Genomic DNA, 21,244 nt, shown 5'->3' on the forward strand with positions numbered 1-21,244 from the left:
GGTCACTGCAAGGGCGTGGACGATCCATTGAGGATCAATTTTCTGAGAAAGAGCAGAGAAATCAGGGTGTTTGTGAGCCTTGCCAACCATAGGGACGGAAATGAGTGAGTCAACATGAGCGAAGTATGAGCAAGATTCGCACCATGAAAAATGCCGTTCACTTGCTTAAGTGAACGGCATTAGGCCAACGACCGGGATTTTTTCATTCTTCGGGAGGCTGCTCGCCTTTACGCATCTCCACCGCCTTCATGATCACATAGGCCAGCATGGCGCACAGGAAGAACAACAACATGACCCAGGCAATCGAGCGCAGCGTGTCGATGAAGGTGTTGAACAACTCCAGCAGCCATCGTTCGCCGGTCAGTTCCATCACGGTGCTGCCCTTGCCCGCGGCCGGCGGCAAATACTTCTCCAGCGACCACTGCCGCACCCCGCCGGAAACCCCGGTGACCACGATGGCGAAGAAAATGTACTTGCGCCAGGCATCGGTCAAATCACGCCCCAGGACCCGCGACAGAATCTTGTTTACCGCCGGATCGAAAAAACGCGCGGTGAATATCGAAGTGGCAATCGCCACCGCCAAGGTCAGACCGAACAAAGCGTAAAACATAATCATCCCCCGCCGCAGCGGAATGCGTGAAAGCCAGAATTGTACGCCTGCGCGCCGGCGCAGGCGATCAGCGGATGGCCATGCTGCTGCGCGCAAGCGACAACGCCGGGACTCTGCTCGTCAATCTCTCAGCGGCAGGCCAAAGTGCTGATAAGCCAGCGCCGTCGCCATCCGGCCACGCGGAGTGCGCTGCAGATAGCCTTGCTGGATCAGGAAGGGTTCGATCACATCCTCTATGGTGTCGGTGGATTCGCCAATGGCTGCCGCCACATTGTCCAGGCCCACCGGTCCGCCGGAAAACTTCTCCAAAATGGCTTGCAGCAACTTGCGGTCCATTACATCCAGGCCAGCCGGATCCACGTCCAGCATCGCCAGCGCGGCGTCCGCCACCTGGGAGCTGACCACGCCGTCGGCCCTGACTTCGGCGTAATCCCGCACCCGGCGCAGCAGCCGGTTGGCGATGCGCGGCGTGCCGCGGCTGCGACGCGCCACTTCGAACGCGCCGTCGTCGACCAATTTGACGTTCAACAAACCGGCGGAACGGCTGACGATGCGGGTCAGTTCCTCCGCGTTGTAGAACTCCAGCCGCGCGACAATGCCGAAGCGGTCGCGCAGCGGGTTGGTCAGCATCCCGGCGCGGGTGGTAGCGCCCACCAGGGTGAATGGCGGCAGATCAATCTTGACCGAACGCGCCGCCGGCCCCTCGCCTATCATAATGTCGATCTGGTAATCCTCCAGCGCCGGATAGAGGATTTCCTCCACCACCGGGCTCAGCCGGTGGATCTCGTCGATGAACAACACATCGTGCGGTTCCAGATTAGTCAACAGCGCGGCCAGATCCCCGGCTCGCTCCAGCACCGGCCCCGAGGTCTGCCGCAGATTGACGCCCATTTCGCGGGCCACGATATGCGCCAACGTGGTCTTGCCCAACCCGGGCGGGCCGAACAGCAGCACGTGGTCCAGCGCTTCGCTGCGGCGCTTGGCCGCCTCGATGAAGATTTCCAGCTGTTCGCGCGTCTTTTTCTGGCCGACGTACTCGTCCAGCAGCTTGGGCCGCAAAGCGCGCTCCAGCGCTTCCTCCTGGCTGGACAGGCTTTGCTGGGTGACGATGCGCGGCTCGGGCGCTCCGCCGTACAGGTTGTCGGTTTCAATCATGGTGTTAGCCGTCGGCCAAAAAAACGAATGTCCAATCTTACCACCGCGCTATAATCGCCGCTGGCCCGCCCATCATCGCGGGCCGACGCAACGTCTTCAGGGCGGGGTGCAATTCCCCACCGGCGGTATGATCGCAAGATCGAGCCCGCGAGCGCTTCCGCTTCCCGGCGGAAGGTCAGCAGATCTGGTGACAGGCCAGAGCCGACGGTAATAGTCCGGATGAGAGAAGATGACATGGCCGCCTGCCGCGCTACGCGCGGCCGCGGCGTGTTCGCTGCGCGCTTTTGCGCGCGGGTTGGCTTTCGCCGACCCTTTTCACGCCCTGGAACCTGTTTCTCAAACGACCCGAGGACCGTTTCCATGAGTATCGCCACACATCCCGACACCTTGTCTCAACGCGTCGAAACGGCGCTCAGCGCCTTGCGCCGCGGCTTGCCGGTCATCGTTCCCGACGACCACGACCGCGAAAACGAAGCCGACCTGATTCTAGCCGCCGACACGCTGAGCGAAACCGAAATGGCGCGTCTGATCCGCGATTGCAGCGGCATCGTCTGCTTGTGCCTGACCGCCGAGCACGCCGCCCGGCTGCAATTGCCGCCGATGACGCAACGCAACGGCAGCCGCTACGGCACCGCCTTCACCGTCAGCATCGAAGCCGCGCAGGGCGTGTCCACCGGCGTGTCCGCCCCCGACCGGGTGCGCACCATTCAGGCCGCCGTCCATCCGCAAGCGCAGGCCGGCGACGTGGTCAGCCCCGGCCATGTCTTTCCGCTGGTGGCGGCAGAAGGCGGCGTGCAGAACCGCCGCGGCCACACTGAAGCCGCGGTGGAACTGGCGCGACTGGCCGGCTTCCAACCCGCCGGCGTGCTGTGCGAGCTGATGAACCCGGACGGCAGCATGATGCGCGGCGCGCAAATCGCGGACTACGCTCAAACGCACGCGCTGCCCGTTCTGAGCGTGGCCGAACTGGCCGAATGGATTTCCGCGCAGAACTTAGCCGCCGCTCCGCTGTCTGCTTGATCTTTGCCCTTAGCCGCGGGCTAACGCCCGCGGCGACGCCGCCGACCCCTCCATGCTTCGTTTTATTTCTTTCCGCAGCCTGTTGCTAGCCAGCTTCCTGATCGTCGCCGTCGTGCCCTCGGCCGTGCTGATTCAGCTTCGCAACGAGTTAGGACACGCCGCCTCCAAGCTGCGCTCGCATCAGGAACAAGCCAAGGAATGGCTGGACGCCAACCGCGTGTCGCGCGAGCAATCCATTCAATTCGAGCGCGCCACCCGCCAGGCTCAAATCCTGAAAGACCACGCGCTGGCCAACACCGCCGTCGGCGCCTGGCAGGAGATCGAGCTGGCGCAACGCAAATTGCAACGCGGCGACGACGACGAGTTGACGCTCAGCGCCCGGGCCATTCTGGCGATCCAGCCGCAACTCCAAGCCCTGCCGGCGCGCGCCGGCGCGCAACGCGACCGCTTGTTCCGCCAGCTAGACCTGCACCTGACCGCGCAAGGCCAATTGATCAACCGCCAACTGGAACAAAGCCAGCGCCAATGGCAGGACTCGATCACGGAAATGCGCCGTACCGCCGACCGCCTGGCCTGGCTGTCGCTGGCCTCCGCTCTGGCGCTGGCTCTGACGATGACCTTATTGATCAGTTGGCCGCTGCGTAAGCTGCAAGCCAAGATCGCGCGGATGAGCGACGGCGCGCGGCTGCAGGACTGGCGCCAGTCCGGCCCCGCCGACCTGCAGCGCCTGGCCCGCGAGTTGGCCCAGCTGGACCGCCGGCTGGCGGCGCTGGAGGAACAGAAAGGCCGTTTCTTCCGCCAAGCGTCCCACGAACTGAAAACCCCGCTGGCCGCCATCCATGAGGCTGCCGCGCTATTGCGTGAAGAAGTGATAGGACAGCTGTCCGCCCAACAGCAGGAAATCGTAGCCATCTTGCAAAACAATGCGCAGACCCTGCGCCAACGCGTGGAGGCCTTATTGCGCTATGATGCCGGCCAATGGCTATCCGAGACACTGACAGTGGAGACCTTCGACCTGCCGGCGCTGATTGCGGAACGGTTGCAGGCCTGTCGTCCGCTGCTGCAAGCCAAACGCCTCGCCGCCGAAGTCCAAGGCGACATGGAGCGGGTCAACGGCGACCGCTCCAAAGTGGAAACCATCCTGGACAACCTATTAATCAACGCCATTCGCCACAGTCCCGTCGACAGCACCTTGAACATCCGCCACGGCCGCGACGCCGGCGGCGTCTGGCTGGAGATCAGCGACCAAGGATCCGGCGTGCCGGAAGCCTATCGAGAAAAGATTTTCGAGCCGTTCTGGAGCGGCTCGCCGCCGCCGGATGAATTGCCCGGCACCGGGCTGGGCCTGGCGATGGCGCGCGGTTTCGCCCAATTGATGCGCGGCGAGCTGACGCTGGAACCCAAGCCCCAAACCGGCGCCTGCTTCCGCCTGCAGTGGCCGGAACCGGAGAACAAGACATGAAAACATCTCGCTTTTGGGCCCTCAACGCGCGGCGGCTGCTCTGGCTGTGCGGCCTGCTAGCCCTGAGCGCCTGCGCGCATCAGCGTCAGCCGGTTGCCATGCCCGCCGCGCCCATCATCCGATGTCCAGACGCCAACCAAATCCTGCTACTGCTAAGCCAGACGCGGGAGCTCCAAGCTCTGGCCCTGGCAGGGCGGGAAAGCTGCGGCAGCAGCCGCTTGCTGACTCTGCTACAACAGGCCCAGGCGGCGGAGAGCCGCGCCGATGTTCAAAAACTGCAGGCCCAATTGGAAAGCCTGCTCGCCAAAACCGACAATCTGGACCCGGCCAGCCAGGGTCTTACGCGACTACAGCTTCAACAGCTGCAGGAAAGACGCAAACTGGCGGAAGCGCTGGAGCGACAACAAGCTCAGAACCGTGATCTGCAGAAACGCTACGACGACTTGAACGGCAAGCTCAACGCTTTGCGCGAAGTCGAGCGCGAACTCCAGCTGAAGCCCAGCAAAACCAAAGGAGGTCAGCCATGAGCGCTACCGCCCGCATCGTCTTGGTGGACGATGATCCCGACCTATTGCGCTTGCTCGGCCTTCGCCTCGGCGCCGCCGGCTACGAGGTTGAAGCGCTGGACAGCGCCGAAGCGGCCTTGAACGCGCTGGCGGCCCGCCGCGCCGACTTGCTGCTGACGGACTGGCGCCTGCCCGGCATGGATGGTCTGGAGCTGTTTGAACAAGTCCGGCAGCGCTACCCCGCGATGCCGGTGATTCTGCTGACCGCCCACGGCACAGTGCCGGACGCAGTGGAGGCCGTCAGCCGCGGCGTGTTCGGCTACCTGGTCAAACCCTTCGACGGCAAGGCGCTACTGGACAAGGTGGCCCAAGGACTATCGCTGGCGGGGCCCGGACGCGCGGTCGATCAGGCCGCCGCCGGCTGGCGCTCCGGCTTGGTCAGCCGCAGTCCGGCGATGGAGGAGCTACTGGCCGAGGCCCGCATGGTCGCCGCTACCGGCGCCAGCGTGCTGTTGCGCGGCGAAAGCGGCACCGGCAAGGAGGTGCTGGCCAAAGCTATCCACCTGGCCAGCCCGCGCGCGGGCCAGCCCTTCATCGCAGTCAACTGCGGAGCGATTCCGGACAATCTGCTGGAAAGCGAGCTGTTCGGCCATGAAAAAGGCTCCTTCACCGGCGCCAACGCGCGCCAGACCGGCTTGATTCAGCAGGCGGACGGCGGCACCCTGTTCCTGGACGAGATTGGCGACATGCCGCCGCCTCTTCAGGTCAAATTGCTGCGCGTGCTGCAGGAGCGAGAAGTGCGACCGGTCGGCGCGACGCGGGCGACCCCGGTGGATATTCGTCTGGTGTCGGCCACGCATCGTGAGCTGGAAACCTTGATCCAGGAAGGCAGCTTCCGAGAGGACTTGTTCTACCGCCTAAACGTGGTTTCGCTACGCCTGCCGCCGCTGGCGGAACGCCGCGAAGACATTCGTCTGCTAGCCGCGCATTTCCTGGAAAAAATCTCCACCCGCTATCAGAAAGCCGTTAGCGGTTTCGCCGCCGACGCGCTGGAATACCTGAGCGCCGCGCCCTGGCCGGGCAATGTCCGGCAATTGGCCAATGTTGTCGAACAATGCTGCGTGCTGACCACGGGCTCTCTGGTGACGCTGACGCAAGTACAGAAAGCCGTCGCCAGCGAAGAAAGCGCGATTCCGACGCTGGCGGAAGCGAAGCGACAATTCGAACGCGACTACCTGGAACGCTTGCTACGGCTCACCGGAGGCAATGTCAGCGACGCCGCGCGCCTGGCTGACCGCAACCGCACCGAGTTTTACCGCTTGCTGCAAAAACACGAACTGACGCCAGCCGCCTTCAAGCTGGAATAAGCGTAGCGACGCGACAGGCGTGACGAAAACGGCGCCACCCTACGCCTGTCGCTAATCGACGACAGGTAAAATCCCAGTCAAATCAAAGTCCTGCCCATTTCCACCACCATTCTGTCGCCAAACGGCGACAGAATGGTAGCTTCCTGCAAACCAACTCAAGCCATAAAAAACATAAGTCTTTGAAAAACAATAAAAAACCAAAACTGGCACGCCTTTTGCCATAGGGAGAGCGCAAATGATCGAAGCGCGGCAGACTCAAGCGCAAGCGATGTGACTCACTCTCTCGAAAAGGTTAATCCCATGAAGAAATCCACTCTTGCCATTGCTCTGATGACTTCCCTGTTCGCCGGCGCCAGCTGGGCGGCTCAAGACGCCAGCGCTCCGGCTGAACAAGCTCAACGCGCCACCGCAGCCAAGGACGACGCCAGCGCTCCGGCCGAGCAAGCTCAACGCGCCACCGCAGCCAAGGGCGACGCCAGCGCTCCGGCCGAACAAGCGCAACGCGCCACCGCAGCCAAGGGCGACGCCAGCGCTCCGGCCGAACAAGCTCAACGCGCCACCGCAGCCAAAGGCGACGCCAGCGCTCCGGCCGAACAAGCTCAACGCGCCACCGCAGCCAAGGGCGACGCCAGCGCTCCGGCCGAACAAGCGCAACGCGCCACCGCCGCCAAGGGCGACGCCAGCACTGCCGAAGCTTTGATCGCCGAAGCCGCGCCAAGCGCAGCCACCGGTCTGAACCAGGCTGTCCAGGAAGCTGTCGCCAAAGCCGCAGCTCAGGTTGGCGCCAATATCCAGACCAGCGTGAAAGCGGGCGAAGTCACTCTGAACGGCACCGCGCCCAGCGAAGAAGCGCTGCGCCGCGTAGCTGAAGAAGCCTCCCGCGTACCGGGCGTGACCTCGGTGCGCACCAACGTCACCCTCAAAGCCGCTGGCTAATTCCGCTTTAATTCGTCGGCGCGCAACCCGCCTGGCTCGCTTGTCATGACCTGCCGCGCCGACACTTGCTTTACCCGGAGTCGTCCCAAGGAACACACGCAAGTGTGCCCGCCTCCATTCGCCGCCCTTCTGGGTGGCTTTTTTTATGGAGGACCAACGCACACCGCCCTTTCTTGGCCGCCCCCGCCCCTCTTAAGAGCCGCTAACAAAACTCAGTTTTACGGCTGAGGCAAGGCGCGCCGACGCAGACAGTACATTGAGTACGGCAAGTCGGCGCAACGCAGCATCAGGGGTTTTGTTAGCGGCTCTTAACGATGTGGCAGTCGCCTGGCCCACACCGCCACCCATTGCAAAACGCTAAGAATCTGCTTAAGGTCTGCTGCGTTTCGTGAGGCGTAGCCACGGTAAGTGCCCTTCGAGTACCACCCGTATAGTCCGCTTTCTCTGCGGTTTTCGCTTTGCCTCTCCTTTGCTAGCGAGATCGTAAACACGTTTTTAAAACTTCATCAGACTCTTCAAGGCAAGGCGCACGCCTTCGCTCACCGTCACGTCAGCCGGCAGGCCCTTGGTGGCGGCGGCGGCTTCCTTCTCGTTGTAACCCAGCGCCAGCAAGGCGTTAACGATGTCACCCTTCTCATCCGGCGTGACGGCAAAGGCAAGGCCTCCTGGGGCGGTCAGATTGCTGCCGGTGGCCAACTTGCCACGCAGTTCCAGCACTAGGCGTTCCGCGGTTTTCTTGCCAATACCCGGCACCGAGGACAGGCGTTTGATATCTTCGCTGGCCACCGCCACCGCCAAATCGTCGGTGGTCATGCCGGAGAGGATGGCCAGGGCGATCTTGGCGCCGATGCCGGTCACCTTCACCAGTTGCCGGAAGGTTTGTCTATCCTCCTTGCTGGCGAAGCCGAACAACAAATGGGCGTCTTCCCTCACCACTAGGTGGGTGAACAGCGTGGTTTTTTGACCCAAAGCCGGCAATTGGTAAAAAGTGGTCATCGGCACATCGACTTCATAACCGACTCCGTTGACGTCCAACACCACTTGCGGGGGCAGTTTTTCGATGAGGTTGCCGCTCAGGCGTCCAATCATGTTCGGATTCTTTCATCAAGCGATTACAGGCACACCGGCTACACCAGCCGGCCGCCTCGAATTTTCAAGCCGCTTTGCGCCAACTGGCCCAAAGCACCGGCGCTGAGATTGGCGTGCGCCAAGGCCACCGCCAACGCATCGGCGGCATCGGCCTGGGGCGTACCAGACAAATTCAGCATCCGCACCACCATGTGTTGCACCTGCTCTTTGGCGGCCTTGCCGTGACCCGCGACGGACTGTTTGACCTGCAGCGCGGTGTATTCCGCCACCGGCAAATCCCTCAACACCAGCGCAGTAATACAAGCGCCGCGAGCCTGGCCCAACATCAATGTGGCCGCGGGATTAACGTTGACGAACACTTGCTCTACCGCCGCCGCCTGTGGCCGATAGGCATCGATCACGCCGAACAAGCCGTCGACGATCACGCGGATGCGCTCGCTCAAAGGCGCGCCCTGCGGCGTGCGGATGCAGCCGGAGGCCACGTAATGGCGTTGCTGGCCAACCAGGTCGATCACCCCGAAGCCGGTAATGCGGCTGCCGGGATCGATGCCGAGGATGCGGCGCGCGCCGGGAAGAGACGGAGCCGACATCGCCTCAGCCCGGACCGGTGCGCAATTGTGCATCCAACTGCTGCAATTGCTGCGGCGTGCCTACATTGTGCCAGACACCGTTGAAATACTCGCCGCTGGCCCGCCCCGCCGCGATCGCGGCGTCGTAGAACGGGCGCATCGGCGCGAAGCGGCCTGCGGGAAGGCTGGAGAACATGCGAGTGTCGTAAAGACCGATACTGGAGAAAGTCAGCTTGCGCTCGCCGTCGGCGCGCAAGCCGCCATCCGGCGCCAGCGCGAAATCGCCGCCGGCGTGGAAGACTGGGTTGTCCGTCATCACTAGGTGCATTCCAGGCTCCTCACGTCGCTCCAGCGCGGCCAGCCGGGGCAACAGGCCGGCATAATCGTAATCGGTGTAAATGTCCGCCGCCACGCATAGAAAGGCCCGCTCCCTCCCTTCCCGCAACATGGGCAAGGCTTTGGCGATGCCGCCGGCTGTCTCCAATGGCTCGCCCTCGGCGGAGTAAGCGATACGCGCGCCAAAGCGGCCGCCGTCGCCCAGCTCCTGTTCGATCTGCGCTCCAAGCCAGGCATGATTGATCACGATATCGGCGAAACCCGCGGCCACCAGGCGTTCGATCTGCCAAACGATCAAGGGCTTGCCGCCCACGGCCAACAAGGGCTTGGGCGCATGGTCGGTCAGCGGCCGCATCCGCTCGCCGCGGCCGGCCGCCAGAATCATGGCTTTAGGCATGCTCACCCCTTGTAGCTCATTACCGGATAGGCCGACTGCAGTTCTTCGTCGGTCTGATCCTTGCCCACCAACTGCAGCAGCAATTGATAGAACGGCGCCAGTTCCTGGTAACGACGGGTGGTCCGTTTCAGATATCTGATGAAACGCGGAATCTCGGCGCGATACTTGTCCTTGCCGTCGCGATGGAACAAACGCGCGAAAATGCCGGCCACTTTCAAGTGGCGCTGCACCCCCATCCACTCGAAATCACGATAGAAAGCGTCGAACTCCGCCGGCACCGGCAGACCGGCCGCGCGCGCCTTTTCCCAATAGCGGATCGCGATATCGAGCACAAAAGGCTCGTCCCATTCAATGAAAGCGTCGCGCAATAGGCTGACAATGTCGTAGCTGACAGGGCCGTACACCGCGTCCTGAAAGTCCAACACCCCCGGTTTTCCCGGGGTCAGCATCAGATTGCGCACAATGAAATCCCGATGCACAAACACCTTGGATTGGGCCAGCAACACCGGCAGCAAGGCCTTGACCCCAGCGTCCCACAACTGACGTTGAGCAAAATTCAGCGGCTGTCCCAATTCCTTGGCGCAGAACCATTCCGGAAACAGGTTCAACTCGCGCGTCAGCAGCGCTTCGTCGTATTCCGGCAACACTCCCGGCTGGCTGGCGGACTGAATCTCCACCAGGGTGTCCAGCGCCTCCAGCAGCAGATGGCGCCGCACCTGCTCGCGCCCATCATGCTCCAAGGCGGCCAAATAGGTCACCCGGCCCAGGTCCTCCAACAACAGCAGACCTTGTTCGCGATCGCGCGCCAGCAGCTTGGGAACATTGACCATGGCGAAAACGTCGCGCACTTGCACATAGGCGTCGGTGCTCATTTTTTCCGGCGGCGCATCCATCACGATGCAACTCGCGCCATCCGGCCAGGTCGCACGGAAGTAACGCCGGAAGTCGGCATCCGCGGCGGCGAATTCGAGCCCGATGTCCTGCCCCGGGTACAAATTCGCCAGCCATTTTTTGATGAGTTCCTGTCTATGCATGTCGCTTCGTCTTGGTGCTGATAGAATTGGCTGATTTTATACTGCCCCGCCGCCCCTTAGATATGGCTTTGTGCATGCCCAGAATCAAACCCAATCCGCTAGCCTTGGCGCTGGCGGCCGCGTTTTCACTGCAGCCGGCGCTGGCCTTGGCTGATGAAGACGCCCCGATCGCCCTACCCACACCGCCCAAGGCCGAAGGCCAGACCCACGTCACCGCCGACGATATGGACGGAGAGATGAATGTGGAGCTGAAAGCCCGCGGCAACGTGGTGGTCACTCGCGACGACCAAAAGCTGGAGTCCGACTGGCTGAACTATTACCAGAACAAGGACCGGGTCAAGGCCGGCGACCACTTCAAGATGACGCGCGGCGTCGATGTGGTGACCGGCACCACGCTGGATTACAACGTCGCCAACTACAGCGGCACCGGCATGGACCCAGTATTCGCCATGGGCAAGCCCGCGCCGGCCGCCAAAGGCACGCCGGCCGGCGCCCGTCCTATGAGCACGGTGCCGATGCGCGGCGACGGCCAGCAAGTGGACTTCCGCGGCCAGAACGAGTACCGGGTCTACAACAGCCGCATCAATAGCTGCGAACCCGGCAACGACTCCTGGTATCTGAACTCCTCGCTGCTGGACCTCGATTACAACAGCGGCGTCGGCACCGCCCGCAACGCGCGGCTGAATTTCTACGGCGTGCCCATCCTGTACACGCCGTGGATGGATTTCCCGCTCAACGGCAACCGCAAAAGCGGCTTCTTGCCGCCCACCTTCAAGACCGGCACCAACGGTACTGAAATCGCGCTGCCCTACTACTGGAATATCGCGCCCAACTACGACGCGACCATCACCCCGCATTTCAACGACAAGCACGGCACCATGCTGGGCGCGGAGTTCCGCTACCTGCAGCCCAACTATTCCGGCTCGATCTACACTGAGCAACTGCCCAAGGACAAGGTCACCGATAAAAACCGCTACGCCTGGTATGCAACCCATAGCCAGACGTTGGCCCCGGGTCTGACTTTCGGCTACAACGCCAACTACGTCTCGGACCCCAACTACTTCAAGGATTTCGGCGATCGTCTCAGCATCGCCGCCAACGTCAACCTGGTACGCGAAGCCTGGCTCAGCTACGGTTTCGGCTGGCAGGGCGGTTCGGCCAACGCCACCTTGCGTGCGCAACGCTATCAGACGCTGCTGGAAAACCCCGCTCCCGGCGACATTCCCTACGCGCGGTTGCCTCAGCTGATTTTTAACGCCAGCCAGAAACTGCCTCAAGGCTTCAGCGCCAACCTGCAGAGCGAGTTGACCCGCTTCTCCCACCCGACATTGCAAAACGGCGACCGCCTGGTCGCTTATCCCAGCCTGACGTGGAGCCTGGACAAGAGCTGGGGCTTTCTGCGGCCCAAAATCGGCATGCATCTGACTGAATACCAGTTGGACGCGCTCCCCGGTCAGCAAGCCCGTTCGGTGTCGCGCAGCCTGCCCATCTTCAGTACCGACGCCGGCCTCTACTTCGACCGCGATACCGAGTTTCTGGGCGAGGATCACCTGCTGACGCTGGAGCCGCGGCTGTTCTACGTCAATATCCCGACCCGAAACCAGAACAATCTGCCCAACTTCGACACCTCGGAGAATGATTTCAACTTCGCGCAGTTGTTCACCGAGAACCGCTTCTCCGGCTCCGACCGCATCAACGGCGCCAATCAGCTGACCACAGCGCTGACCAGCCGCCTGATCAGCCAGGAAAACGGTCTGGAACGGATCCGGCTGACCGTGGGCAAACGTTACTATTTCAACCAGGACGACATCTCTCTGACTGGTGTGCCGCAACAGCGCACCGTCAGCGGCTCCAATCTGCTGCTGGGCGCCAGCGGCGACCTGGCCAAGGGCTGGCGGCTGGACAGCTCCTACGAATGGAACGAGGCGCTGAAAACCACCGAACGCTACAATGCTCAACTGCGCTATAACCCAGCGCCCGGCAAAGTACTCAGCGCGCGCTATCGCTATGGCCGCTACGAGCAACTGGACAACTCCTCGCTATACGGCCCGCTGCGCCAAGTCGACATCGGCGCGCAATGGCCGATCGCCAAGAAATGGTATGCGCTGGGCCGCTACAACTACTCGCTGGCCGACCGCAAGCCGCTGGAACAACTGGCCGGATTCGAGTACAACGACGGTTGCTGGTCGGCGCGGCTAGTCGGCCAGCGCTATGTCAGCGACCTGACCACCACCAAGAACGCCATTTATTTCCAGCTGGAATTCAAGGGACTTGGCGGCTTCGGCAACAATCCGCTCAACACGCTGAAGCTGGCGATTCCCGGCTATAGCAAGACTAACGATTTATAAGCGATGACCATGAAACAGACTCTGCTCGCCCTGCTGCTGGCCGGCGCCCTGCAAGGCGCCGTCGCCGCTCCCGCAACCCCGGTCAAAGAAGTGGACCGCATCGTTGCGGTGGTCAACAAGAATGTGATCACCTGGCTGGACCTGCAAACCCGCGTCGACGAGGCCATCAAGCAGCTTCAGGCTCAGAAAGTCACGCCGCCGGCCCGCGCCGTGCTGGAAAAACAAATGCTGGAACAGATGATCACCGAGGACGTTCAACTGCAGTACGCCGCCAGCGGCGGCCTGCGCATAGACGACGCCGCGGTGGATCAGGCGGTGGCCAATCTGGCCAAGCAGAACAAGATGGACGTGGCCGGCCTGAAAGCCCAGCTGGCCAAGGAAGGCCTGGCCTTCGACAAGCTGCGCGCCGAAGTGCGCAAGGAACTGACCATCGCTCGCTTGCGCGACAGCGAGGTCGCCGCCAAGGTCAACGTCAACGAAACCGAAGTCGATCAAGTGCTGAAAAGCGCACAGAGCGGCAACCGCGCCGAATACCATCTGGCCAGCATTCTAGTCAACGTTCCCGAACGCGCCGACGCCAAGCAGATCGACACCCTGTCGAAGAAAGCCGAAAAAGCGTTGGCGGAGCTGGAATCGGGTCAATCCTTCGCCAAAGTCTCGGCCAGCTACTCCGACGCTCCCAATGCGCTGAAAGGCGGCGATATGGGCTGGCGCAGCGCGGTGTCGCTGCCGGTTGAATTCGTGCAGATGCTGGAACAGCTGAAAACCGGCCAGCACACCAATGTGATCCGCACCCAGCAAGGCTTCTTCATCTTCCAGTTGCAGGACAAGCGCGACAGCGGCGCGCCGATGATGGTGGAGCAATACCATGTGCGCCACATTTTGATCCGCACCAACGAAGCGGTGTCGGCCAACGACGCCAAAACCCGCATCGAACAAGTGCGCGACCGCATCCAACGCGGCGCCAAATTCGCCGACATGGCCAAGCTCTACTCCGAAGACGGCAGCAACGCCAAAGGCGGCGATCTGGGCTGGGTCAACCTGGGCGATCTGGTGCCAGATTTTGAAAGCGCGATGACGCAATTGCCAATCGGCCAACTATCCCAAGCGGTGCGCACCCCCTTCGGCTGGCATTTGATCCTGGTGGAAGGCAAGCGCAATCAGGACGTGTCCGGCGACCGCGAACGACTGGCGGTCAAACAGCAGATCCGCTCCCGCAAGATCGAACAAGCATACGCCGACTGGGTGCGCCAGCTGCGCGACTCCGCCTTCGTCGAAGAACGGCTGGACGAGAAGTAAGCATGGACGTCCCCGTATTGGCCGTCACCACCGGAGAGCCGGCCGGCGTGGGGCCTGACCTGGCGCTGAGGCTGACAGAAGCCGGAACCGGCTCGCGTTGCGTGCTGATCGGCGACAAGACCATGCTGGCCGCGCGCGCGCGCCAGCTTGGTCTCTCGCTTCCGCTTCATGATTACGCCCCGAGCGCGCCGGCGCCAACACAGTGGCTGGAAATTTGCCATGTCCCGCTGGCGGCCCCCGCCGTCCCCGGACGGCTGGACCCGGCCAACGCCAGCTATGTGCTGGCGACGCTGGACCGCGCCATCGACGGCTGCCTTAGCGGCGAATTCGCCGCCATGGTGACCGCGCCGGTGCACAAGGGCGTGATCAACGACGGCGGCGTCGCCTTCTCCGGTCACACCGAATACCTGGCCGAACGCACGCACACGCCCAAGGTAGTGATGATGCTGGCCGGCGGCGGCATGCGCGTGGCGCTGGCCACCACCCATCTGCCGCTGCGGGACGTCGCCGACGCCATCACCGCGGACAGCCTGGAGCAGGTCATCCGCATCCTGCTCGCGGACCTGCGCGCCAAGTTCGGCATCGCCGCGCCGCGGGTGCTGGTGGCGGGCCTGAATCCGCACGCGGGCGAAGGCGGTCACCTGGGGCGCGAGGAAATCGAAATCATCGAACCCTTGCTCACGCGGCTGCGCGGGGAGGGCATGGACCTGATCGGGCCCCTGCCCGCCGATACCCTGTTCAACCCCGACAAACTACGGCATTGCGACGCGGTGCTGGCGATGTATCACGACCAAGGCTTGCCGGTGCTCAAGCACGCCAGCTTCGGGGCCGGCATCAATATCACGCTGGGGCTACCCATCATCCGCACCTCCGTCGACCACGGCACTGCGCTGGATCTGGCCGGCAGCGGCCGGGCACATCCCGGCAGCTTGTTCGAGGCCGTACAACTGGCGACACAGCTCGCCGTCACCGCCGCAGGCTGACTCAGCGGACGATCACCTCGTCCGGCAGCTCATTGACGCTAGGCCCGCCTCGGAGCGGCGCATGCTCAATCAACAAGGCGTGTATGCGCCACAAGCCGGCTTCCAGGCCGGCCACCCGCTTGCGCTCCGCCATCGCGCGGCCGACTTCGGCGCAAATCTCCTCCCAGGCCTGGGGCGGCACCCGCCGATCAATGCCGCGGTCGGCGATGATTTCAATGCGACGCTCCGCCAGCAACACATACACCAGCACGCCGGTGTTTTCCTCGGTGTCCCATACCCGCAACAGACCGAACCACTCCAGCGCACGTTCCCGCGCGCTCATGCCGCGCCAGGCGTCTCGCCAGTCCAGCGCCGACTCCACCACAAAGCGCAGCTGGCCGGCATGCTCGCGTTCCGAAGCCGCGATCCCCTGCTGCAAACGCGCCAATTCCGAAGCGGGAAACCGCCGCCGCGCCAACCAGCCGGTGCTGGCCAAGTGACGCAGCGCTCTATTCCATGATTTCCACATCACCAATCTCCCGAAGCGCCGCCGCCGCCAAACCCGCCGCCGCCGCCGGACCAGCCGCCGCCTCCGCGACTACCGCCAGATCCGCCGCCGCCCCAACCGCCGCCTCCGCCACCGAACGACACGCCATGGGAGCCGATCACCAGGCAAAGCAGCGCCGCCACCGCGCCGGCCAGCAAGGCGAACAAGACGCCGGCGCCCAACAGCAAGGCCGCGACAATGCCTAGACAGCCCATAATGAAACTGCCGATCAGCCGTCCGAACAGACGGCTAAGCACGCCGGCGCCGAACAAGACCGCGAACGCCAACGCCGGCCAGCTATCCTCCCAGCCTTGCTGCTGCTGTGTCTGGGCCGGCGGCGACGGCAGTTTCTCACCGTCTATCAGGCCCTCCAACTGAGCAAGCGCCGCCTGGATGCCCTGGAAGCGCAGCCCCTGTTTAAACAGCGGACGCAGCGTATCCTGCAGGATGCGCTTGGCGTAAATATCGGGAATCGCCCCCTCCAGGCCGCGCCCCACCAGCAGTTGGCTCTTGCGCTGGTCCGCGACGATCAGCAACAACACCCCGTCGTCTATCCCCTTGCGGCCCAACTTCCAAGCGTCCATCACCCGGGTGCCGTAATCAAACGGCGTCTCTGGCTCCACCGATGGCACGATCAACACCCCCAGCTGGCTGCCCTTGCGCTGATGAAACGCCAGCAATTGCTGTTCCAATTGCCCTCGCTCATCCACCGATAAGAAGCCGGCAAGGTCCACCACCGGAGAACTGGGCGGCGGCACCGCCAACTCCGCTCGCGCCAAGTGCCCACACAGCAGCAGCGCGAAGCCCAAGCAACGCCATAGCGCCATCATCTTATTTGCTCGCCTCCGGCTCGCCGAAGTTGACCTGAGGCGCGGCTGAGATGGCCTTCTCGTTCTCCACTGTGAAATTCGGCCGGGTCTTCAGACTGAACATCATCGCGGTCAGATTATTGGGAAAGGTGCGCACCGTGCTGTTGTACGCCTGCACCGAATCGATGTAGCGCTTGCGCGCCAGCGCGATGCGGTTTTCGGTGCCCTCCAGCTGCGCCTGCAGATCGCGGAAGGATTGATCCGCCTTCAGCTGCGGATAGTTCTCAGACACCACCAGCAAGCGGGACAGCGCCGATCCCAGCTGGTTCTGCGCCGCGGCGAAGTCATTGAGCTTTTTCTCATCCGTCGCCATCGATGGATCCACCTGGATGCTGCCCACCCTCGCCCGCGCGGCGGTCACTTGGGTCAACACTTCTTTCTCATGTTTGGCATAGCCTTGCACCGTCTTGACCAGATTGGGAATCAGATCCGCGCGTCGCTGGTATTGATTGATGACTTCGGACCAGGCCGCGTTGGCCGCCTCGTCCTGAGTCTGCATCGCGTTGTAACCGCAGCCGCTCAGCGACGCCGCCAACAGCAAGGCCATAGCCCACTTCTTCCACATCATCACATTCTCCATTCCCGTCGTGGCCGCGCCATCCCGATGAGCGCGGCGCGTTCAGGCCTCAGTTTACCCATAAAAAGCATAAAATCAGCAGCTTTCGCCCTGAAAATGGAATAGCGCACACCATTCCTTCCCCTACGCGCCCAAGCCGCCAAGACCGGCGCCCTCCTCCTTGCCCAACAATATACAATCCGCGCCAATATCTTGAAGTAAAGAGGGAAATCCCTAGTGAATGCGGGTTTTTCGCAACGCAACAATTGGGCTACACTGGTGGACGTTTTTCCAATAATGACAGCTGCACGGACAATGACCACCACCACCCAAGCCCGTGTGCGGGAGATCCCGTACAACTACACCTCGTATTCCGACCGCGAGATTTTCATCCGCCTGCTGGGCGCGCCGATGTGGAAACTGCTGGAGGAGCTGCGCGCCGAACGCAAGACCGGCCGCTCCGCCCGCATGCTGTTCGAGGTCTTGGGCGATATCTGGGTGGTGGACCGCAACCCCTATCTGGTCGACGACCTGCTGGACAACCCCAAGCGGCTGGCGGCCTTGGTGGACGCGATGCGCCACCGGCTGGCCGAGGTGGAGAAACGCCGCGAGGGCAATGACAAGGTGGGCAAAATGCTGACGGCGGCGCGCGCCGCCGTCGAGCGCTTCGCGGAACAGTTCGAAGACACCCGCGAGCTGCGCGCCAAGATTCTCAAGAAGCTGTCCCGGCTCACCCGCCGCGACAACATCCAGTTCGATGGCCTGTCCCGCGTCGCCCACGTTACCGACGCCACGGACTGGCGGGTCGAATATCCGTTTGTGGTGCTGAGTCCGGACAACGAGGCTGAAATCGCCCCGCTGGTGCGCGCCTGTATCGAGCAGGGCCTGACCATCATCCCGCGCGGCGGCGGCACCGGCTACACCGGCGGCGCAGTGCCGCTGGACCGCATGAGCGCGGTGATCAACACCGAGAAGCTGGATCGCCACCTCGACGTCGAACAGATCGAACTGCCCGGCCTAGACGGCCGGCACGCCACCATACAGTGCGGCGCCGGCGTGGTCACCGCCCGTGTCGCCGAGGCCGCGGCGGCCTCCGGCCTGGTGTTCGCGGTGGACCCCACCTCGGCGGAAGCCTCCTGTATCGGCGGCAATATCGCGATGAACGCCGGCGGCAAGAAAGCCGTGCTGTGGGGCACCACCCTAGACAACCTCGCCAGCTGGAAAATGGTGGATGCCGACGGCCAATGGCAATTCATCGAGCGCCTGGGCCACAACTACGGCAAGATCCACGACGTCGACATCGCCCGCTTCCGTATCAGCCAGCTCAAGGACGACGGTCAGACTATCCTGTCCAGTCGCCAGTTGGACATCCCGGGCAGCGCCTTCCGCAAAGTAGGCCTGGGCAAGGACGTCACCGACAAATTCCTGGCCGGCCTGCCCGGCGTGCAAAAAGAAGGCTGCGACGGCATCATCACCAGCGCGCGCTTCGTGCTGCATCGCATGCCCAAGCATATTCGCACCGTCTGCCTCGAATTCTTCGGCACCGTAGCCGAAGCCACGCCGGCCATCGTCGAAATCACCGATTTGTTCAAGCCCGGCGGCGCCGCGCTGGCGGCCGGCGTACAGCTGGCCGGCCTCGAACACCTGGACTGGCGCTATGTGCGCGCGGTGTCCTATGTGACCAAGGCCAAAAGCAAGGGCCGGCCCAAAATGGTGTTGATTGCGGACCTCGTATCGGACCACGAGGACGCGGCGGCGGAGGCCGCCAGCCAAGTGGTTCGGCTGGCCAACGCGCGCCACGGCGAGGGCTTCATCGCCATCACCCCGGAAACGCGCAAGCGCTTCTGGCTGGATCGCAGCCGCACCGCCGCCATCGCCAAGCACACCAACGCCTTCAAGATCAACGAAGACGTGGTGATCCCGCTGCCGCGCCTGGGCGACTACAGCGACGGCATCGAGCGCATCAACATTGAATTGTCGATCCAGAACAAGCTGCGCCTGCTCGACACCCTGACCGAATATTTTCACGGCCGGCTGCCGGTGGACAAGCTGGACACCAATCTGCCGTCGGAAGAGCTGATCGGCGACCGCCGCGCCTCGGCGCTGTCCCAGCTCGCCATCACCCGCGACCGCTGGCAATGGCTGTTGGAACACCTTGACCGACCCTTTCACGAATACCGCGAACGCTGGCCGCATGCGCCGCTGGAAGACGCCGCAGCCGCTCCGGACACCGTGTTCCACGCACTGCGCGATATGGTCGTACGTGTCAGCTGGAAACGCGAAATGCAGGCCGAGCTGGAGCAACTGTTCTCCGGCAACACCGACGGCCCCATCCTCGCCGCCATCCGCGCCATCCAGCAAAAAGTGCTGCGCAGCCGCGTCTTCGTCGCCCTGCACATGCACGCCGGAGACGGCAACGTCCACACCAACCTGCCAGTCAACTCCGACGACTACGAGATGCTGCAAACCGCGCACAAGGCGGTGGAACGCATCATGGCGCTGGCGCGCGCACTGGGCGGCGTGATTTCCGGCGAGCACGGCATCGGCATCACCAAGCTGGAATTCCTCAGCGAGGAGGAAATCGCCCCCTTCCGCGCCTACAAACAGCAGGTGGACCCCAACGGCCACTTCAACCGCGGCAAGCTGCTGCCCGGCGCAGATCTGGCCATGGCCTATACCCCGTCCTTCTCCTTGCTGGGCGCGGAATCGCTGATTCTGGAACAATCCGACATCGGCGCCATCAGCGATTCGATCAAGGACTGCCTGCGCTGCGGCAAGTGCAAGCCGGTGTGCTCCACCCATGTGCCGCGCGCCAATCTGCTGTACTCGCCCCGCAACAAGATCCTCGGCGTCGGCCTGCTGACCGAGGCCTTCCTCTACGAAGAACAGACCCGTCGCGGCGTCAGCCTCAAACACTTCGAAGAGCTGTCCGACGTGGCCGACCATTGCACCGTCTGCCACCGCTGCGTCAAACCCTGCCCGGTCAAGATCGACTTCGGCGACGTTTCGGTGGCGATGCGCAACTTCCTGCGCAAGACCGGCAATAAAAGCTTCAATCCCGGCACCGCCGTCGGCATGGCTTTTCTCACCGCCAAGGACCCGGCCACTATTAAAGCGCTACGCACAGGCTTGGTTGGCGTCGCCTACAAGGCGCAGCGACTGGGCAACGCGGTGGGCAAGCGCCTGGGGCTGATAGGTTCCCAGACCCGGCAACCGCCGGCCACCGTCGGCAAAGCGCCAGTCAAGGAACAGGTGATCCACTTCATCAACAAGCCCATGCCCGGCGGCCTGCCCAAAAAAACCGCGCGGGCGCTGCTGGACGTGGAAGACGCCAGCATCGTGCCCATCATCCGCAACCCCAAGCTCTCGGAAGACGCGGAAGCGGTATTCTATTTCCCCGGCTGCGGCTCGGAGCGCCTGTTCAGCCAGGTCGGCCTCGCCACCCAAGCCATGCTGTGGCATGTCGGCGCGCAGACGGTGTTGCCGCCCGGCTATTTGTGCTGCGGCTATCCGCAGACCAGCGCCGGCTATCAGGACAAGGGCGACGCCATCACCACCGAGAACCGGGTGTTGTTCCACCGCGTGGCCACCACGCTGAATTATCTGGACATCAAGACCGTGGTGGTCAGCTGCGGCACTTGCTATGACCAGTTGTCGCAATACCGCTTCGAGGACATCTTCCCCGGCTGCCGCATTATCGACATCCACGAGTACTTGATGGAAAAAGGCGTCAAGCTGGACGACGTCGGCGGACAACAATACCTGTACCACGACCCCTGCCATACGCCGATGAAGGCCTACCAGCCGATGAAAGTGGTCAATGAACTGCTGGGCGGCGGCGTGGCGCTATCGGACCGCTGCTGCGGCGAATCCGGCACCTTCGCCGCCAGCCGGCCGGACATCGCCACCCAGGTGCGTTCGCGCAAGGAGGAGGAAATCAACAAGAATCTGCAAGCCCTGACCGGCGGCGCCAAGCCGGCCCAAGCGGTGAAGATCCTGACCTCCTGCCCGTCCTGCCTGCAAGGCCTGTCGCGCTACAGCCCGGACACCGGCACCGAGGCCGACTACATCGTGGTGGAAATCGCCAAGCATGTGCTGGGCCCGAACTGGTTGAAGCAGTACGTGGAGCAAGCGCGCGAGGGCGGCATCGAGCGCGTGCTGTTGTAAGAACCTGTTTACGAC

Annotated in this window: 18 protein-coding genes and 1 riboswitch; of the genes, 9 read left to right on the forward strand and 9 right to left on the reverse strand. The window is 63.0% G+C overall.

Features of this window, described 5'->3' with window-relative positions; genetic code table 11:
- Window positions 1–202: 202 nt before the first annotated feature.
- Together B0T39_RS11755 and ruvB are read right to left on the reverse strand one after the other, a co-directional pair.
- Window positions 203–610, reverse strand: coding sequence for a hypothetical protein (locus B0T39_RS11755; RefSeq protein WP_081546806.1), 408 nt, complete (start codon window positions 608–610; stop codon window positions 203–205).
- Window positions 611–730: 120 nt separating this feature from the next.
- Window positions 731–1,765, reverse strand: coding sequence for a Holliday junction branch migration DNA helicase RuvB (ruvB, locus tag B0T39_RS11760; protein ID WP_081546808.1), 1,035 nt, complete (start codon window positions 1,763–1,765; stop codon window positions 731–733).
- 88 nt (window positions 1,766–1,853) lie between these two features.
- Window positions 1,854–2,000, forward strand: a riboswitch (FMN riboswitch).
- 125 nt (window positions 2,001–2,125) lie between these two features.
- Here ruvB and ribB point away from each other — a divergent pair.
- The 5 genes from ribB (at window position 2,126) to B0T39_RS11785 (ending at window position 7,056) form a co-directional block, all read left to right on the forward strand.
- Window positions 2,126–2,785, forward strand: coding sequence for a 3,4-dihydroxy-2-butanone-4-phosphate synthase (gene ribB, locus B0T39_RS11765; RefSeq protein ID WP_176219543.1), 660 nt, complete (start codon window positions 2,126–2,128; stop codon window positions 2,783–2,785).
- Window positions 2,786–2,837: 52 nt separating this feature from the next.
- Entirely contained in the window at window positions 2,838–4,247 is a 1,410-nt protein-coding gene (locus tag B0T39_RS11770) for an ATP-binding protein (protein ID WP_081546810.1), read from the forward strand.
- On the forward strand, window positions 4,244–4,774 hold the full coding sequence (locus B0T39_RS11775) for a hypothetical protein (protein ID WP_081546812.1): 531 nt from the start codon (window positions 4,244–4,246) through the stop codon (window positions 4,772–4,774). Before B0T39_RS11770 ends, B0T39_RS11775 begins: the two co-directional genes overlap by 4 nt.
- Complete coding sequence (locus B0T39_RS11780; RefSeq protein WP_081546814.1) at window positions 4,771–6,120, forward strand: sigma 54-interacting transcriptional regulator; 1,350 nt, start codon at window positions 4,771–4,773, stop codon at window positions 6,118–6,120. The genes B0T39_RS11775 and B0T39_RS11780 overlap by 4 nt, the downstream gene beginning before the upstream one ends.
- Window positions 6,121–6,420: 300 nt before the next feature.
- Complete coding sequence (locus tag B0T39_RS11785; protein WP_141111199.1) at window positions 6,421–7,056, forward strand: BON domain-containing protein; 636 nt, start codon at window positions 6,421–6,423, stop codon at window positions 7,054–7,056.
- 495 nt (window positions 7,057–7,551) lie between these two features.
- Here the strand turns inward: B0T39_RS11785 and ruvA are convergent, their stop codons facing one another.
- Genes ruvA through amgK form a run of 4 tightly spaced genes read right to left on the reverse strand, consistent with a single transcriptional unit; the run spans window position 7,552 to window position 10,481 of the window.
- Window positions 7,552–8,145 carry a Holliday junction branch migration protein RuvA gene (gene ruvA / locus B0T39_RS11790; protein WP_081546818.1) on the reverse strand — a complete coding sequence of 198 codons (594 nt, stop codon included), beginning with the start codon at window positions 8,143–8,145 and terminating at the stop codon, window positions 7,552–7,554.
- A gap of 38 nt (window positions 8,146–8,183) precedes the next feature.
- Window positions 8,184–8,735 carry a crossover junction endodeoxyribonuclease RuvC gene (ruvC, locus tag B0T39_RS11795; protein WP_081546820.1) on the reverse strand — a complete coding sequence of 184 codons (552 nt, stop codon included), beginning with the start codon at window positions 8,733–8,735 and terminating at the stop codon, window positions 8,184–8,186.
- A gap of 4 nt (window positions 8,736–8,739) precedes the next feature.
- Window positions 8,740–9,447: an N-acetylmuramate alpha-1-phosphate uridylyltransferase MurU gene (gene murU / locus B0T39_RS11800; protein WP_217806227.1), complete on the reverse strand. Its 708-nt coding sequence runs from the start codon at window positions 9,445–9,447 to the stop codon at window positions 8,740–8,742.
- A 2-nt stretch (window positions 9,448–9,449) separates the two neighbouring features.
- Window positions 9,450–10,481, reverse strand: coding sequence for an N-acetylmuramate/N-acetylglucosamine kinase AmgK (gene amgK, locus B0T39_RS11805; protein ID WP_081546822.1), 1,032 nt, complete (start codon window positions 10,479–10,481; stop codon window positions 9,450–9,452).
- A 74-nt stretch (window positions 10,482–10,555) separates the two neighbouring features.
- Here amgK and B0T39_RS11810 point away from each other — a divergent pair, with 74 nt between their 5' ends.
- The 3 genes from B0T39_RS11810 to pdxA are packed head-to-tail and all read left to right on the forward strand — an operon-like array spanning window position 10,556 to window position 15,111.
- Window positions 10,556–12,829 carry an LPS-assembly protein LptD gene (locus B0T39_RS11810; RefSeq protein ID WP_081546999.1) on the forward strand — a complete coding sequence of 758 codons (2,274 nt, stop codon included), beginning with the start codon at window positions 10,556–10,558 and terminating at the stop codon, window positions 12,827–12,829.
- Window positions 12,830–12,838: 9 nt separating this feature from the next.
- Window positions 12,839–14,128, forward strand: coding sequence for a peptidylprolyl isomerase (locus B0T39_RS11815; RefSeq protein ID WP_176219544.1), 1,290 nt, complete (start codon window positions 12,839–12,841; stop codon window positions 14,126–14,128).
- Window positions 14,129–14,130: 2 nt separating this feature from the next.
- Window positions 14,131–15,111 (forward strand): 4-hydroxythreonine-4-phosphate dehydrogenase PdxA, encoded by a 981-nt coding sequence (gene pdxA / locus B0T39_RS11820; protein WP_081546826.1) that lies wholly within the window; start codon window positions 14,131–14,133, stop codon window positions 15,109–15,111.
- A gap of 1 nt (window position 15,112) precedes the next feature.
- Here pdxA and B0T39_RS11825 read toward each other — a convergent pair whose 3' ends face one another.
- The 3 genes from B0T39_RS11825 to B0T39_RS11835 are packed head-to-tail and all read right to left on the reverse strand — an operon-like array spanning window position 15,113 to window position 17,071.
- Window positions 15,113–15,619 carry a TPM domain-containing protein gene (locus B0T39_RS11825; protein ID WP_081546828.1) on the reverse strand — a complete coding sequence of 169 codons (507 nt, stop codon included), beginning with the start codon at window positions 15,617–15,619 and terminating at the stop codon, window positions 15,113–15,115.
- The gene (locus tag B0T39_RS11830; protein ID WP_081546830.1) at window positions 15,619–16,467 is read right to left on the reverse strand and encodes a TPM domain-containing protein; all 849 of its coding nucleotides are present in this window, start codon (window positions 16,465–16,467) and stop codon (window positions 15,619–15,621) included. Before B0T39_RS11830 ends, B0T39_RS11825 begins: the two co-directional genes overlap by 1 nt.
- A 1-nt stretch (window position 16,468) precedes the next feature.
- Window positions 16,469–17,071, reverse strand: coding sequence for a LemA family protein (locus B0T39_RS11835; protein WP_141111203.1), 603 nt, complete (start codon window positions 17,069–17,071; stop codon window positions 16,469–16,471).
- A gap of 306 nt (window positions 17,072–17,377) precedes the next feature.
- On the opposite strand from B0T39_RS11835, the gene B0T39_RS11840 reads away from it, so the two are divergent.
- Window positions 17,378–21,229: a DUF3683 domain-containing protein gene (locus B0T39_RS11840; protein WP_081546834.1), complete on the forward strand. Its 3,852-nt coding sequence runs from the start codon at window positions 17,378–17,380 to the stop codon at window positions 21,227–21,229.
- The last annotated feature ends 15 nt before the right edge of the window (window positions 21,230–21,244 follow it).

This window comes from Chromobacterium haemolyticum (assembly GCF_002081825.1).
GTDB lineage: Bacteria > Pseudomonadota > Gammaproteobacteria > Burkholderiales > Chromobacteriaceae > Chromobacterium > Chromobacterium fluminis.